The sequence below is a fragment of the Streptomyces silvisoli genome (genome assembly GCF_029269905.1).
Lineage (GTDB): Bacteria > Actinomycetota > Actinomycetes > Streptomycetales > Streptomycetaceae > Streptantibioticus_A > Streptantibioticus_A silvisoli_A.
Window position 1 is genome coordinate 90,165 of the sequence record NZ_JARJBC010000015.1, and the last position, 14,226, is coordinate 104,390.

Consider the following 14,226-nt stretch of genomic DNA (forward strand, 5'->3'; position numbering starts at 1 on the left):
CCCGGCGCGTTACTCCGTTCAGTCCGGCGGAGTCCTCGAACGGGTCCGGCGCGCCCGCCTCCCGCCCGCCTCAAGCGGGGTGCCGCGCGCCGCCCTGTCCGCACCGCGCTCACCGGCCCCCGGAGAGCCTGCGGGCCGCCTCGGCGACCGCCGGGCGGTCCTGGTCCAGCCAGTCGACGCCGGCCACCTCTGCGGGCGACAGCCAGCGCAGGGCGTCGTGGTCTTCCAGGGGACGCGGCGGCGCGGAGCCCTCGGCCAGCCGGGCGGTCCACACCCGCAGCACCAGATCGGCCCGCAACGGCCACTCGCCGGGGATCCGCTCCAGCGGCTCCGCCTCGACCCCCAGTTCCTCGCGCAGCTCGCGCACCAGGGCCTGCTCGGCCGTCTCGCCCGGCTCCACCTTGCCGCCGGGCAGCTCCCAGCGCCCGGCCAGCTCCGGCGGGGCGCTGCGCCGCGCGGCCAGCAACCGGCCCTGGTGCAGCAGCGCCGCGCCCACCACCACACGCACCGAAACGCTCATGCGCGGCACTCTACGGCGCCGCGCAGGGCGTCCCGTCAGCGGCTAGGAGGCCTGGGGCTGGTCGATCTTCTCGATGAGGTAGCGCCGCCCCAGCCCCCGTGCCTCGAAGTGCCCCGCGACCGTCTCGGCCTCCTCGCGGGTCTCACAACTGGCGACGCGGTAGCGGTTGCCGTTGTCGTCCTGGCGTATGACGGCCCACAGCAGCTCGCCCATCAGGCGACTCCGTCGATTTCCCGTACGTGGTCGATGCTGGCGAGGTCGTCCTTCTCCTCGCTGGCCCTACCGGCGAACCACGCGTCGAGGATCTCCTTGAGCAGTGGTTCCGAGGTCTGCCGCAGGCCGATGGCGAGGACGTTGGCGTCGTTCCACTGGCGGGCGCCGTTGGCGGTGTAGGCGTCCGTGCACAGCGCGGCGCGCGCTCCTGGCACCTTGTTGGCGGCCATCGACGCGCCGGTGCCGGTCCAGCAGCAGACCACCGCCTGGTCGGCCCGGCCCGCCGCGACCTCGCGGGCCGCGGCCGTCGCCGACCACGCCCAGTCGGGGCGTCCCGCGCCCTCCCTGTCGTCGCTGCGCAGCGCCCCGTAGGCGGACACCTCGTGCCCGCGCCTGCGCAGCTCGTAGACGAGGACCCTGGCTACCGGCTCATCCATGTCCGAGGAAACGGCGATCCGCATATGCCACAGCCTACGCCCGCCGGTGACCGTGTGAACCCGTCCGTACGCGAACGGGTATGAACTCGCCACCTGTTGAAGGCGGAAACGATGAGGACCCCCGCGCGGTGCGCGGGGGTCCTCATCGCGAGCGACGGATCAGACCGCCGTGGAGACGCGCTCGGCGTCGTCCTGGGCCGCCTTGAGCTCCTCGCGGACCGCTTCCAGCGACGGGTTGTGCCAGGCGCTGCGCACACCCCAGAAGTAGAAGGCCAGCCCGATCACGGCGACGACCAGCAGGTCCCAGCCCTCGGGCAGGTAGCCCTGGCCGCCGTAGTCCTTGCTTCCGATGTACGAGATGAAGGCCATCACGAACAGGTAGGCGACCATCCAGACGCCCGCCTTCAGGTGCGGCTTCAGCTGCGACATGGGCTTGCGTAGCTCGTAGAAGGCCCAGATCGGCAGACCGGCCGCCATCAGCAGGATGACCTTGCCGGTCAGCGGCCACTTGGCCCAGTACAGCACCAGCGAACCGAAGACCATCGCGATCGGCGCGATCACCGGCATCGCCTTCAGCTGCACCGGCCGCGGCATGTCCGGCGCCAGGCGGCGCAGCGACATCACGGCGACCGGGCCGGTGATGTACGAGATCACGGTGGCCACCGAGACGATCTCGGCCAGCGAGCCCCAGCCGCGGAACACCGCGAGGAAGGCGAACGCCACCACCAGGTTCAGCAGCAGCGCCGGACGCGGCACACCGGTCTTGGGGTCGACCTTGCCGAAGACGCCCGGCAGGTGGCCGTTCTCCTGGACGCCGTGGATCATGCGGGAGGTGGTGGCCGCGTAGATCATGCCGGTGCCGGACGGGGAGATGAAGGCGTCGGCGTAGAGCAGCATGGCCAGCCAGTTGATGCCCCAGGCGATGGCCAGGTCGGCCAGCGGGGACTTGAAGTTCAGCGCGGACCAGCCGCCACCGGCCAGGTCGTGGGCGGGCACCGCCATCAGGAAGGCGACCTGCAGCGCCACGTAGATCACCAGCGCGATGAGGATCGAGCTGATCACCGCACGCGGCAGCGACTTGCGCGGGTTACGGGCCTCGGCGGCCATGTTGAGCGGCGACTGGAAGCCGTTGTACGCCCAGACGATGCCGGAGACGGCGACCGCGTTGAACACCGCGTTCCAGCCGTGCGGGGCGAAGCCTCCGGCGCGGCTGAGGTTGTGCGTGTCGAAGTGCGACAGCATCAGGGTGGCCGCGGTGAGCGTGGGCACCACGATCTTGAAGACGGTGATCGCCGTGTTGGTCTTGGCGAACAGCGTGATCGCCCACCAGTTGAGCGCGAAGTAGACCAGCAGCAGCACACTGGCCAGCGCGACACCGGAGCCGGTCAGCTCGGTGCCGTTGTACAGGCCCTTGGCCCAGGACCACTTCCACGAGCTCATGTAGGTGACCGAGGCGGTCGCCTCACCCGGGATCACCGAGACGATGGCGATCCAGTTGGCCCAGGCGGCCAGGTAACCCGCGAGCGAGCCGTGCGAGTACTGGCCGTAGCGGACCATGCCACCGGCCTTGGGGAACATCGAGCCCAGCTCGGTGTAGGTCAAGGCGATGGTCAGCGCGACCACGGCACCGATCACCCAGGCGAAGATCGCCGCCGGCCCAGCCAGGTGGCTTGCCTTGGCGGCACCGAACAGCCAGCCCGAGCCGATGATCGAGCCGAGGCCGACGGCAGTCAGCGATACCGTGCCGAGGGAACGGCGGTAGTTGGAACCAGACAAATCGGTGGTTCCCCTTTCTTCTCCCCGTGGCCTTGCACAAACTCCGGCAGCTTAAAGGCGATAGGCCGTCCGCGGTTCCCCCTGGAGGCGTTGTGTGATCTTTGCAACAGCCACGTATCGTGATCGAACCGGTTCGCGAACGGACCACTCCGTCAACGACGTTGCAGCTCAGAGGGGTTACACCGACCGATCGGCCGGGAAGCCGTCACTGATTGTCAGCAGTCGGTATCACCCGTGCGAAGGCCGGCCGCGAAGAGCATTCCGCCGTGCCGCGAGCGGCGACGGCGAGTGGCGGACACCGCACCGGCACCCATGCGAGCGAGCGGTCCAGGGAAGGGCATCAGCGGACCGGAAGGTGGTACGCCACCTTGAAGCGGTCGGCCGGGATGACCAGGTCGGCGGTCTCCACCGGCCGGTCCGAGGCGTAGAAGGTGCGGGAGACGACCAGCACCGCGTGGCCCGGAACGCCGCCGAGTTCCGCGGTCTCGACGGCCAGGCCGGGACGCGCGGCGACCTCCTCGACCACGTTGTCCACCACGATGTCGATGGCCGCCATCCGGTCCACCACGCCACGTCCGCCCAGCGGCCCCTCCTCGGGCAGCATGACCGGGGTGCGCCCGGTGACGGCCAGCGGCTCCCAGGAGGTGGAGAGCATCATGGGCTCGCCCTCGGTGCGGAACAGATAGCGGGTGCACATCACCCGGTCGTCCGGCTGGATCCGCAGCCGGGCGGCGATCGCCGGACTGGCGCTCTCCTGCGTGCTGACCGACTCCCAGGTGCCCTTGCAGCCCTCGTCCGCCTGCTCCTGGCGGAACGGGGTGGGGCCGTACGACGGCCGGTAGCCGGAGCGGGCGATGGCACGCGGCTCCGGCCGTTCACGGACGTACGTACCGGATCCGGAGCGGCCCTCGACGAAGCCCTCGGCCATCAGGACCTTGCGGGCCTCCAGGGCGACCGTGTCGGAGACGCCGTAGTCCCGGCGGATACGAGCCTGCGAGGGCAACCGGGTGTGCGGGAGGAGGATGCCGTCGAGGATCTTGTTCCGCAGGTCGTCGGCGACCCGGAGGTACGCGGGCTGCTCACCAAATGGCACGTGACCCTCCACAGAGGTTGACCGGCTGCAACAGCTTGACAACGTACCGTGTCCAACCGCAAGCCAAGGCCAACGCATCACCTCTGGATTCCCCTACCCTGGCGGCAATTAATTTCTCTCGCCGCGCCACCCCCGCCGCGCGATCCGCAGTGCCGCCACAAGCGGCCGTGACCCCCGTCACGCCATGCCGTTTACCTCCATTTAACAGCTAATCCGCTTTCAGATCAGTCGAATTCGATCTACCCGACAACGGATTTCGTTGCGAGATGGGGGTTGACGCTTTGTTGACACCAGTTGTCTCATGACGTCCCGGGAGCGCCCCAGCATCTGATGAGCCAGCCATAACGGAGGCGATAACGCTCCCCCGCAGAGCCCCACCGAGCCCGATGGGACGCCGTATGACCGAAATCCTGCGCCCGCCCGCCGAAGTCCCCGAGTCCGCCGCCGCCTCCACGGCGGCAACGGAAAGGGGCAAACTGACCCGCTCCATCGGAGTGGTCGGCGGCACGCTGCTCACCCTTTCCTGCCTCACCCCGGCCTCGTCCCTCTTCGTCATCGTCCCGGGCTCGTTCGCCACCCTCGGCACCGGCACCGCGCTGACCCTGGTGATCGCCGTCGTGCTGTGTGTCGCGGTGGCCTTCTGCTACTCGGAGTTGGGCACGCTGATCCCCAGCGCGGGCGGCGAGTACGCCATGGTCGGCACGCTCACCGGTCGCTTCTCGGGGTGGCTGGTGTTCATCCAGGCGCTGATCGTGGTCATGATCGTCCCGCCGATCATCGCGCTGGGCACCGCCGACTACCTGGCACCGCTCATCCACGTCGACGCCAAGGCGACGGGCGCGGCCGTGATGCTGCTGGCCACCGTGATGGGCCTGCTCGACCTGCGGGCCAACGCCTGGATCACCGGCGTCTTCCTGGTACTTGAGGTGGTCGCGTCCGCCGTGGTGGCCTTCCTCGGCTTCTCGCACACCCGGCGCTCCGCCTCGGTGCTGCTCCACCCGGTGATGGCCGGGGACCACGGCGCGAGCCTGCCGGTCACCGGTGGGCTGATCGTCGCGGGCCTGGCGGCGGCCCTGTTCATCCTCCAGGGGTTCTCCACCGCCGTGTACCTGTCGGAGGAGATGGAGAACCCGCGGCGCACCGTCTCCCGGACCGTGCTGTGGACGCTGGCCATCGGCGCGGCCGTGGTGCTGGTCCCGGTGGTCGCCATCACCCTGGGCGCTCCCGACCTCAACACGCTGGCCGGCGGCGACATCGCGGGCATGGTGCAGAAGTGGAGCGACTCCGGCGTCGGCACCTTCATCAGCCTGTGCATCGCGCTGGCGATCATCAACGCGGCGATCGTGATGGTGATCCAGAACTCCCGGGTGCTGTTCGCCTCGGCGCGTGACAACGCCTGGCCCGCGCCGGTCGGCCGGGCACTGGCGGCGCTGAGCAAGCGGTTCGGCTCGCCGTGGATCGCCACGCTGGCGGTCGGCGTACCGGGCGCGGTGCTGTGCTTCGTGCCGGTGGCGACGCTCAACGGCGTCACCGGCGTGGCGGTTGCCGCGCTGTACGCCTTCGTGGCGGTGGCCGCCCTCGCGTCCCGGCGCGGCGCGCACAAGGAGCGAGAGGGCGTGTGGCGGATGCCGTTGTGGCCGGTGGTCCCGGTGCTGCTGCTGGCGGTACTGGTCTGGGTGCTCGCCCAGCAGGCCGCGCGCGATCTGCTGATCACCGGGGGCATCACCGCGGTCGCCGCCCTGTACTGGGTGTTCTACCTACGGCCGCGCCGGGCCACGCACTGGGTGATCACCGTCCCCGAGGACGAGATGGTGTCCTGAGCGGGAACGCTCACACGACGCGGGCCCGGCGGTGCGGACGGTTCGGCACCGCCGGGCCTAGTCCCGCCCGAGGTGGTGGAAGCCCGGGTGCGGATGCATCAGGAAGCCGTGGTGGGAGATGTTCCAGGCGTAGGCCCCGGCCAGCGCGAACACCACCCTGTCCGCCGGCCGTAGTCCGGCGGCCCCCGGTACGGCACGGGCGAACACGTCCTTCGGGGTGCACAACTGCCCGGTGAGCGTGGCGCGTTGGCCGCGCACCACGGGCCTGGGCCAGGGGTACGGCCAGTCGTCCACCGGCAGCACGGTGAACGGCTGGTCGTGCCCCTTGGTCACCGGGGTGCGCAGATGCTGGGTGCCGCCGCGCAGTACGGCGAAGTCCTCGCCGTGCGCGCTTTTGACGTCCAGCACCTCGGTGGCGTACCAGCCGCAGTACGCGGTGAGTGCCCGCCCCGGCTCGATCCGCAGCCGCAGCCCGGGGTGGCGGCGCAGCAGCCGGTCGAGTCCGGCGCCGAACGCGGCCCAGTCGAAGCGGGCGGCCGGATCCGCGTAGTCCACCGCCATGCCGCCGCCGGTGTTGACCTCCTCGATCGGGACCGGCAGCCGTACCGCCCAGTCCACGATCCGTTCGGCCACGGCGAGTTGGGCGCCCGCGTCCAGGCCGCTGGCCAGGTGGGCGTGGATGCCGCGCAGCCGCAGCCGGGCGAAGTCCGGCCGGGCCAGCAGGGACAGGCACCGGTGGACTCCGGCCGGGTCGAGGCCGAACGGGCTGGGGCCGCCCATCGCCAGGGGGACGCCGCGCAGTTCCACCGGCAGGTTGACCCGCAGCAGGATGTCGGCGCGCCGCCCCGGCCCCACCGCGCCCGCCAGCAGCCGCAGTTCGCGTTCGCTCTCCACGTGCAAGCGCGTGACGCCGGTTCCCGCCGCCGCGGCCAGTTCGCCGGGCGTCTTGCCCGGCCCGCCGAAGGCCACGGGCGCGCCCGGAACCGCCCGGCGCACATGGGCCAGCTCGCCTCCCGAGGCGACCTCGTAGCCGGTCACCGCGCGGCGCAGCGCGGCCAGGATCTGCGGGTCCGGGTTGGCCTTGGCCGCGTAGTAGAGCTCCACCCGCTCGGGCAGCGCGTCCCGGACGCGCCGGGCGTGCGCCCGCAGGGCGGCGATGTCGTAGACATACGCGGGGAGTTGGTCGTCCGGCAGCGCACGGACGTGGTCACGCACGGCCTCAGTGATCACGGCGGACTCCCGGTGCGGCGGTCTGGGCGCCCGCCGCCAAGGAGGCCTCGTGTCCCGGGGCGGCGAGTGGTGAGCGCACCGCAACGTATCCCGCGTCCCGGTCGGCGTGGCGGGCCCAGCGGGTCAGCAGGTTGGCCTTGGCGGGCAGTGGCACGCCCGCGAGCAGGGCGCGCAACCGCGGCGGACAGCCGTGCTCGTCCGCGTACTCGCGCAGCACGGCCCGGACCCGCCCCCACAGCGCGGGCTCCGATCCGGGGTGCAGATCGGCGAGCGCGGCCAGCAGTTCGGCGGTGTGGTTGACCAGCAGGCAGTAGACCACCCGGTCCCAGCCGCGCCGCGCGTCGTACGTCAACGGCCCGGCCACATCGGCGGGCAGCGCGGCCAGTGCCTCGCCGTGCCGCTCGGCCAGCAGCTTGGTGCCCTCCAGATCGCGGAAGACGATGTGCCGTGGCAGCCCGGCGCCGTCGACGCCGACCAGCACGTTCTGCAGGTGCGGCTCCAGGACTACGCCGTGGTCGAAGTAGGCGGCGAGCACCGGTGGCAGCAGCAGCCGCAGATACGCCGTCCACCACTCCAGCGCCTCCGGCGGGCCCGCGCCGTCCAGCAGCCGGGAGACATGGGCGCCGCTGGTCGGGTACTCGTCGGCCACGGCCGCGGCCAGCAACGGGGTCACGCCGGGCGGCAGATGGGTGGCCAGGCCGTCGCGGACGATCACGCCGAACCCCTCTAGCAGCGCGTCGTCACCGGGCAGCGCCAGTGTGCGGTACGCGGGCTCGCGCAGCATGGCGGTGCCGGGGAAGCGGGCGGCCAGCTCGCGCAGTACCGGGTCGAGCAGTCGGGTCAGGGCGACGGCACCGGCGAGTTCGTAACGGGCGTTCTTCCGCAGGCAGTTGGTGATACGCACGTTGAGGCTGAACTTGAGGAAGGCGCCCTGGCCGTACAGGGTGCGCACCGAGGCGGTGGCGGTGAACGGCGCACCGCCCTCGCCGAGGTCGCGCACGTCACCGGCGCCGATGGCGGCGCGCAGCCGGGGCACGTCGGCCAACAGCCGGTACTGCCAGGGGTGTACGGGCAGCAGGCGGTAGCCGTCCGGGACCGTCCGCAGCCGGTCCAGCAGCGCGTCGGCGCCCGGGGTCGCGCACTCCCCCGCGACCAGTTCCCGGCGCACCGCCAGGTGCCGCAGCGGAAAGGCGGTGCGGGCCTCCGGCGCGTAGTCGTCCCAGGCGTCGTACGCCGCGCAGCGGGCCTTGGGGGTGGGGTGGAAGCGGTGGCCGTAGACCAGCGACTGCTCGGACTCCAGATAGCGGTCGGCCCCCGGGTACGGGCGGGTGCGCAGCGCCAGGGCGGCGGCGATGCCGTCGCGGCTGGCGGCGAGCTGGCCGAGGAACTCGTCGTTGCCGACGCCGGAGCGCAGCGACAGCTCGGCGTGTACGTACTCAGCGAGCCGCTCCGGTGCCACCTGCCGCCAGCCGCCGTCGACCCGCTCGGCCGCCGGTCCCCGGAAGCGGTGCGCGCCGAACAGCGAGACGCGCCGCAGTGCCACGCGCAGCAGCACACCGCGTCTGGGCAGCCGCAGGTACAGGTGCCCGTCCACGACGATGGCCTGCTGCTCGGGTCCCGAGACCTCCCGCAGCAGGCAGTTGAGCAGTGTGTGCACGGCGACCACGTCCGCGTCGGGCAACGTGGGCGACCTGCGGTCGGTCACCGGGGAGAGCAACATGGGGTTCTCCAGCGGAGGTTGGTGGGGTGTGGCTCGCTCGGACCGCCGGTCCGCGTCGTCGGGGGCCGCTCGCCGCCGCGGCGGCTCGACCTCCCGGGCTTCCGCCCTGGACCCGGGCCCTGGGGGTTACGCCCCCAGCAGGTAGTTGGGTCCGGACGTGTAGTGCTTGTTGATGTCCATCGCGCCGCTGCGCGCCTTCGCGAACAGCGTTCCGGCGCTGACCATCGCCTTGACCGGGAGCCGCTCGGCGTCCAGTACGCGCTCGCGCAGCACCTCCCGCGGGCCGTGCGGCAGGCGGTCCACCGCCTCCGCCATGCGGGCGCGGATCATCCGCAGGGCCGCGACAAGGGGCACGCGGCCGGTGCGGGCGAGGGCGAAGGCGTACGCCCCGGCGCACAGGTGCACGGTGATGGTGGTGAACAGGTCGGCCAGCGGGCCGTCGTCCTCGGTGGTGATCCGCGGATCGTCGAACGCGTACGGGCCAAGGCGGTCGCCCAGTCGTACGGCGTTGATCCGCGGGCCGTCGTTGTCCTTCAGCAGCAGCCGCACCCGGTCGGCGTCGAAGACCAGCGAGATGTTCTGCTGGTGCGACTCCAGGGCGATGCCGTAGCCGAACAGCGTGGTCTGCCAGTCGAACAGCAGCCGCAGCACGGCGTCGAGGAGCGCCAGCGGATCGCCGCCGTGGAACCGGTCGGCGAGGTGGTCGATGACCAGTCGCCCGCTCGGCGCGGTGGCCAGCAGCGCCGCCATCGGCACCACCGCCGACTGGTCCAGGCCCGCCGGGTGCACGCGCACCAGGGCGGCGAGCAGTGGATGCCCGGCGTGCGCCCAGCAGGTCTCGTCGGCGAGCAGCACGGTGTCCGCGAAGCGCGGCTCGCGGGCGGTCACCGCCTCCAGCAGCCGCTGGCACTCGGCGCCGTCGCCCAGCGTGCCGGGCTTGATGGTGCGCAGGTTGGCGGCGCCCAACGTGGCCGTGTCCAGCGGTAGTTTGAGGTGTGCGCGGGGATGGTCGGCGAGCGCGCCGGTGCGCATGGAGAGGGTGGGGACCAGGTCCAGATGCGGTCTACGGGCCAGTGCGGCGTCCCGGTCGAGCCCGACCGCCCGCAGCGCCTCCTGGATCGACCGGGCCTTGGTCAGCGGGTGCACCGGCAGCGCGAGGTGGTCCCGGTCCCGCTCCGGCATGCCCAGCAGCGCGGGGCTGGGCCACCGGCCGGGCAGCACCTCCTCGGGCACCGCGCCGCCGACGCTGACCGCCTCCCGGGGCAGCACCAGCCAGCGCGGCCGGTACCGGGGATGGAACTCCGGTGCGCAGGACCGCAGTTCGGCGGCGCCGAGACCGAGGCGGCCGCGGGCGGTGGGGTACACCGGGTGGTCCAGATAGGCGGCGAGGGTGTCATGGGCCAGCGCGCCGCGGTGGCCACGCCAGTGGGCCGGGTCCGGGCCGTGTTCGGCGGCCAGCCGCCGGTGGGTGGCGGCGCGCACCTCGTCGTGCAGCCGCATCGTGGCCAGGGTCTGCCGGTACTCCTCGGCGAAGGCGTCGAATCCGGGGCGGTCGACCGGCTCGGCGAGGGCGCGCAGGGCGCCCAGGATGTCGGCGAAGCGGGTGAGTTCGGCGGTGCGGCCGTCGGCGCTCTCATGCCGTAGCAGCGGCAGTCGGGCGGCGTACTCGCACTGGTAGCCGTCCGCGGCCACCGCCAGCAGCAGCGCGCCGCCGTCCGCGGCGGGCAGCCGCAGCCAGCGCCCGTCCGGCCGTGCCACCGGTGTGCTACGGCGGCGCAGCCCGACCACGTCCTCGCGCAGCAGTGCGCTCAGCACCCGCAGCGTCAGCTGGTCCTCGGCCGTCACCGGGTGATCTCCCAGCGCTGGGCGGCCAGGAACCCGGTGGCGGCCCGGTCCACGGCCGCCTGGTCGGCGCCGGTGGTGCGCAGCACTCCCAGGTAGTCCCGGTTGGTGTGGTGCAGTGGCCGCCGCTCGCCGGTCCGGCGCAGCGGCCGGTACGTCAACCGCACGCCGTCCACGGTGAGTTCGGCCGCCTCGGGCGCCGAGGTCAGGGTTCCGGCGCGGTCGGCGTACGGGTAGTCGATTCGGGCGGCCCGGTCGGCGCGGGCGCCGAGGTCGGCGGGGAGCGGTTCGCCGAGGTGCGCCCGCAGCACGTGCTCGAAGAACGGGACGCCCAGCAGTCCGTCGAGCAGCAGGTCCACCTGGTCGCCCGCGGCTCGGTAGTTGACCTCGATCAGCCTGGCCTGCCCGTCGTGCACCACGTACTCGGTGTGGCAGGCCCCGAAACCCACGCCGAGCGCGTCGAGTTGGGCCAGTACCTGCTCGACCACCCCGGGTGGCGGCTCGGGTTCGAAGACCATCCGCTCCTCGATGAAGTACGGCGGCGGCGACAGTTCGGTGTGGAAGCCGCCGAGCACATGGCGGGTGCCGTGGCCGTCGCCCAGCGTCTCCAGGGTGTGCAGTTCGCCGGGCAGGAACTCCTCGACCAGCAGTGCGGCGCCGGGCCGCCGGGCCTGGATCTCGGCGCAGCGGGCGAGCAGTTCGCGCTCGTCCGCGACGCGCACCACGTCTTCGCTGGCCACCCCCTCGCGCGGTTTGACCACGCACGGGTAGCGCGTCCGCGAGGTGTCCGGCGCCGCGCCCGCGGGCACCTCGGCGCACCAGACGTCGGCGAGGTGGCGGCGCAGCTGCGCCTTGTTCTTGGTGCGCAGCGCGGCCCGCCAGTCCTTGCCGGGCAGTCCGAGGTACTCGGCGGCCAGCGCCGCCTGGGTCTGCAGGTGGTCGCTGTTGGTGAACACCGCGGCGGGAGCGGGGCGTTGGGTGATGGCCCCGACGACCTCGCGGATCTCACGGACCTCGCAGCCGACGACCTCCACCCCGGCCGGGTACGGGACGCGGCGGTGCGGCGCGGGGTCGTCGGTGAGGACGGTGACGTCCAGGCCGAGCCGTTCGGCGGCGGGCAGGAATCCCTCGGTGACCGAGTCGGTGGGGTTGAGCGCGAGCAGGTAGAGCCGCATGGACGGACGCCTTCGTTCGGTCGTCAACACGCGAGAAACTTAGGTTAGGCACACCTAATTCTGTCAAGTATGGTGTGGCTCTTCCGGCGCGCCCCACCCTGATCGGAACGCCAATGCCCAACACCAGCACGGGGTTCACCGACCCCTCCAGCACATGTGTACGACCGCTCACCGAGCTGTACCGCCAGCTCACCCGGCGCTGCGAGGCATGGTGCGCCGAGGTCGCCAGCGGCCCCGCGGAGTCGATCACGGCGTCGGACCTGGCCACCCGCCCCGAGGCGCTGGCCGCCGTCATCGACGGCGAGTCGGCCCGCATCCTGGCCGACCACGGCCTGCGGCCCCGCCGCGACGTCGCCGCGTCCCGGGCGCTGCACCACTACCTGTGGACGGCCAGCCTGCTGTTCAGCGGCCCCTGGTACCTGGACCGCCGGGTGCCCGACATCGCCCCCGACCGGGTCCGCGTCGACCCGGTCAGCGGCACGCTCGCGCTGGCGCCCGACGGTTGCCGCGAGGGCCGACGCGCCGCGCGCCCGGCCGAGTTGCGCACCGCCGTCGCCGAGCATGTGGCACCGGTGCTGCGGGCCTTCGCGCCCCAGGTGCGGCGCGGACCACGGGCGCTGTGGGGAATGGCGGGCGACGACCTGGTGTCCGGCATCTGGTACCTCGGCCGGGTGTTCGGCGACGAGCGGCGCGGGGTGCGGGAGGCCGGTGCCGTACTCCCCGGCGGCACCCCGCCGTTCCCCGGCGCCGCCGCCTTCCGTGAGCTGTCCGGCCAGCCGATCCGCACCCGGCTCGGCTGCTGCATGTACTACGCCATACGCCCGGACGAGGCCTGCCTGACCTGCCCGCGTACGAGCGACGCCGAACGGGTGCGGCGGATGGCGTAGACCGTCCCCTGGACGACGGCCGCGCAGCACGCGGCGGCGCCGAAGGCCGCGCCGACGCCCAGCGTGGGAAGCAGCACGGCCAGTACCCCGAACCAGGTGAGGAACGCGAACTCGGCATGGACCACACCGCGCAGGAAGTCCACCGCCGAACCGGCCCCCATGTGCCGGTGCGTGTGCACCACCTGCGCGACGACCAGTACCGGAAACGGCGAGCACACCCCGACCACCTTCGGCCCCAGCGGCCCGGCCAGCGCGGTGGCGGTGCACACGTAGAGGGCGGCCAGGGCCATCCGCACCGGCAACCTCGCCCTGGCGCCGTCGCCGGTGACCGGTGCCGTACCGGGCGCGGGCCACCATCCCAGCACCGCCAGCAGTACGGCCGGGGCGACCACGGCGGCGCCCAACGGGCCGATGCCCGCGGCGAGTTGCCCCATGGCCACCGCCAGGAACGCCGCGCACCCCGTGAGCAGCGAGCGCACCGGGCCGAGGCGGCGTGCGGTCAGCGCGTACGACCAGCACAGCAGGCAGGCCGCGACGGCCCCGCCGATGGTGGCGGCGGCCAGGTGCGCGGCGAAGGACGGACCGTGATCGAGCGCCGCGAACAGCACGATCGGCCCGGAGGTCAACGGCAGCCCGGCGACCAACCCGCCGAAGCGCGGACCGTAACGGCGTTGCAGGGCGGACACACAGGCGAGCAGCAGGGGCGGAAGGAGGATGCGGGCTATCGCGTCGGCCATGCCTCGACCCTGCGCCGGATCGCGCCGCGTCGGGCGCGGACTTCCCCCCTGGTGAGCGGCTTCGACCGTGACATTCTCGGGGGTATGGCGATACAGGGAAGAAGAACGCGGCCGGGCCTCGACCGCCTGGACCGGGAGATCCTCGCCGTGCTGGTGCGCGACGGACGCGCCACGTATCTGGAGGTGGCCCGCCGGGTCCGGCTGTCGGCGAACGCGGTGGCCGACCGCGTCCGCCGGATGCGCGCGGACGGTGTGATCCGCGGCTACCGCGCGGACCTGGACCGCACCGCCATGGGCGCGACGCTCTGCGCGCTCACCGATGTCCGCCTGCGCGAGGGCGTGGACGGCCGCGGCTTCGAGACCGGCCTGTCCGCCCTGCCGCAGATCGCGGCGGCGGCGCACACCACGGGCGAGTACGACTACCAGCTGCGCGTGGTGTGCGCCGACCCGCCCGAACTGGAGTCGGTGGTCGAGAGGTTGAAGAAGGACCACGGCGTGCGGGAGCTACGCAGCCGCCTGATCCTACGAGAGGTCGAACTGGACCCGACACGCTTCCTGCACGTGTGAGGCGGCCCCTGATTCGCCTAGGGCCTCTGCGGTGCCATGGGCGCGAGCCCACGGATGCCCACGGCTGGAAGTGGTCCGGGCCACCGCCGCCCGCGCGCTGGGCCCGCAGGCGCGAAGGCACCCGTCCGTACGCCGACGTCCGGCCTCCGGGCCGTGCGCTGCCGCGAGCACGCGGTGCCGCGTTGAGCCCCGCCCGGTACGGCCGCCTG

13 protein-coding genes are annotated in these 14,226 nt (G+C 72.6%); 3 read left to right on the plus strand and 10 right to left on the minus strand.

Annotated elements, in window-relative coordinates:
- Positions 1-109: 109 nt before the first annotated feature.
- From P3G67_RS22875 to P3G67_RS22895, 5 genes are all read right to left on the minus strand, one after another.
- Positions 110-520 (minus strand): (deoxy)nucleoside triphosphate pyrophosphohydrolase, encoded by a 411-nt coding sequence (locus tag P3G67_RS22875; RefSeq protein WP_276095136.1) that lies wholly within the window; start codon positions 518-520, stop codon positions 110-112.
- Positions 521-562: 42 nt separating this feature from the next.
- Positions 563-733 (minus strand): SPOR domain-containing protein, encoded by a 171-nt coding sequence (locus tag P3G67_RS22880; protein WP_269853444.1) that lies wholly within the window; start codon positions 731-733, stop codon positions 563-565.
- Complete coding sequence (locus tag P3G67_RS22885; RefSeq protein WP_276095137.1) at positions 733-1,194, minus strand: RpiB/LacA/LacB family sugar-phosphate isomerase; 462 nt, start codon at positions 1,192-1,194, stop codon at positions 733-735. The genes P3G67_RS22880 and P3G67_RS22885 overlap by 1 nt, the downstream gene beginning before the upstream one ends.
- Positions 1,195-1,329: 135 nt before the next feature.
- Positions 1,330-2,946: an APC family permease gene (locus P3G67_RS22890; RefSeq protein WP_276095138.1), complete on the minus strand. Its 1,617-nt coding sequence runs from the start codon at positions 2,944-2,946 to the stop codon at positions 1,330-1,332.
- Between the two features lie 340 nt (positions 2,947-3,286).
- On the minus strand, positions 3,287-4,039 hold the full coding sequence (locus P3G67_RS22895; protein WP_276095139.1) for a GntR family transcriptional regulator: 753 nt from the start codon (positions 4,037-4,039) through the stop codon (positions 3,287-3,289).
- Positions 4,040-4,437: 398 nt separating this feature from the next.
- Between P3G67_RS22895 and P3G67_RS22900 the strand changes: the two genes are divergently transcribed.
- Complete coding sequence (locus P3G67_RS22900) at positions 4,438-5,859, plus strand: APC family permease (protein ID WP_276095140.1); 1,422 nt, start codon at positions 4,438-4,440, stop codon at positions 5,857-5,859.
- Positions 5,860-5,916: 57 nt separating this feature from the next.
- Here the strand turns inward: P3G67_RS22900 and P3G67_RS22905 are convergent, their stop codons facing one another.
- From P3G67_RS22905 to P3G67_RS22920, 4 genes are all read right to left on the minus strand, one after another.
- The gene (locus tag P3G67_RS22905) at positions 5,917-7,089 is read right to left on the minus strand and encodes a type III PLP-dependent enzyme (RefSeq protein ID WP_391858321.1); all 1,173 of its coding nucleotides are present in this window, start codon (positions 7,087-7,089) and stop codon (positions 5,917-5,919) included.
- Complete coding sequence (locus P3G67_RS22910; protein ID WP_276095141.1) at positions 7,079-8,809, minus strand: IucA/IucC family protein; 1,731 nt, start codon at positions 8,807-8,809, stop codon at positions 7,079-7,081. The genes P3G67_RS22905 and P3G67_RS22910 overlap by 11 nt, the downstream gene beginning before the upstream one ends.
- A gap of 126 nt (positions 8,810-8,935) precedes the next feature.
- Entirely contained in the window at positions 8,936-10,654 is a 1,719-nt protein-coding gene (locus P3G67_RS22915) for an IucA/IucC family protein (RefSeq protein WP_276095142.1), read from the minus strand.
- Positions 10,651-11,826, minus strand: coding sequence for an ATP-grasp domain-containing protein (locus P3G67_RS22920; protein ID WP_276095143.1), 1,176 nt, complete (start codon positions 11,824-11,826; stop codon positions 10,651-10,653). The genes P3G67_RS22915 and P3G67_RS22920 overlap by 4 nt, the downstream gene beginning before the upstream one ends.
- A 113-nt stretch (positions 11,827-11,939) precedes the next feature.
- Between P3G67_RS22920 and P3G67_RS22925 the strand changes: the two genes are divergently transcribed.
- Complete coding sequence (locus P3G67_RS22925; RefSeq protein ID WP_276095144.1) at positions 11,940-12,713, plus strand: (2Fe-2S)-binding protein; 774 nt, start codon at positions 11,940-11,942, stop codon at positions 12,711-12,713.
- Here the strand turns inward: P3G67_RS22925 and P3G67_RS22930 are convergent.
- Positions 12,635-13,450 carry a hypothetical protein gene (locus tag P3G67_RS22930; RefSeq protein WP_276095145.1) on the minus strand — a complete coding sequence of 272 codons (816 nt, stop codon included), beginning with the start codon at positions 13,448-13,450 and terminating at the stop codon, positions 12,635-12,637. The two genes, P3G67_RS22925 and P3G67_RS22930, sit on opposite strands and share 79 nt — an antisense overlap.
- An 84-nt stretch (positions 13,451-13,534) precedes the next feature.
- Here P3G67_RS22930 and P3G67_RS22935 point away from each other — a divergent pair, with 84 nt between their 5' ends.
- Positions 13,535-14,017 (plus strand): Lrp/AsnC family transcriptional regulator, encoded by a 483-nt coding sequence (locus tag P3G67_RS22935; protein WP_276095146.1) that lies wholly within the window; start codon positions 13,535-13,537, stop codon positions 14,015-14,017.
- Positions 14,018-14,226: the final 209 nt, after the last annotated feature.

Excerpts from the sequence above, each read along its gene's own strand:
- P3G67_RS22875 (WP_276095136.1), bottom strand. The coding sequence starts at position 520 with ATGAGCGTTTCGGTGCGTGTGGTGGTGGGCGCGGCGCTGCTGCACCAG.
- P3G67_RS22880 (WP_269853444.1), bottom strand. The coding sequence starts at position 733 with ATGGGCGAGCTGCTGTGGGCCGTCATACGCCAGGACGACAACGGCAAC.
- P3G67_RS22885 (WP_276095137.1), bottom strand. The coding sequence starts at position 1,194 with ATGCGGATCGCCGTTTCCTCGGACATGGATGAGCCGGTAGCCAGGGTC.
- P3G67_RS22900 (WP_276095140.1), top strand. The coding sequence starts at position 4,438 with ATGACCGAAATCCTGCGCCCGCCCGCCGAAGTCCCCGAGTCCGCCGCC.
- P3G67_RS22910 (WP_276095141.1), bottom strand. The coding sequence starts at position 8,809 with ATGTTGCTCTCCCCGGTGACCGACCGCAGGTCGCCCACGTTGCCCGAC.
- P3G67_RS22920 (WP_276095143.1), bottom strand. The coding sequence starts at position 11,826 with ATGCGGCTCTACCTGCTCGCGCTCAACCCCACCGACTCGGTCACCGAG.
- P3G67_RS22925 (WP_276095144.1), top strand. The coding sequence starts at position 11,940 with ATGCCCAACACCAGCACGGGGTTCACCGACCCCTCCAGCACATGTGTA.
- P3G67_RS22930 (WP_276095145.1), bottom strand. The coding sequence starts at position 13,450 with ATGGCCGACGCGATAGCCCGCATCCTCCTTCCGCCCCTGCTGCTCGCC.
- P3G67_RS22935 (WP_276095146.1), top strand. The coding sequence starts at position 13,535 with ATGGCGATACAGGGAAGAAGAACGCGGCCGGGCCTCGACCGCCTGGAC.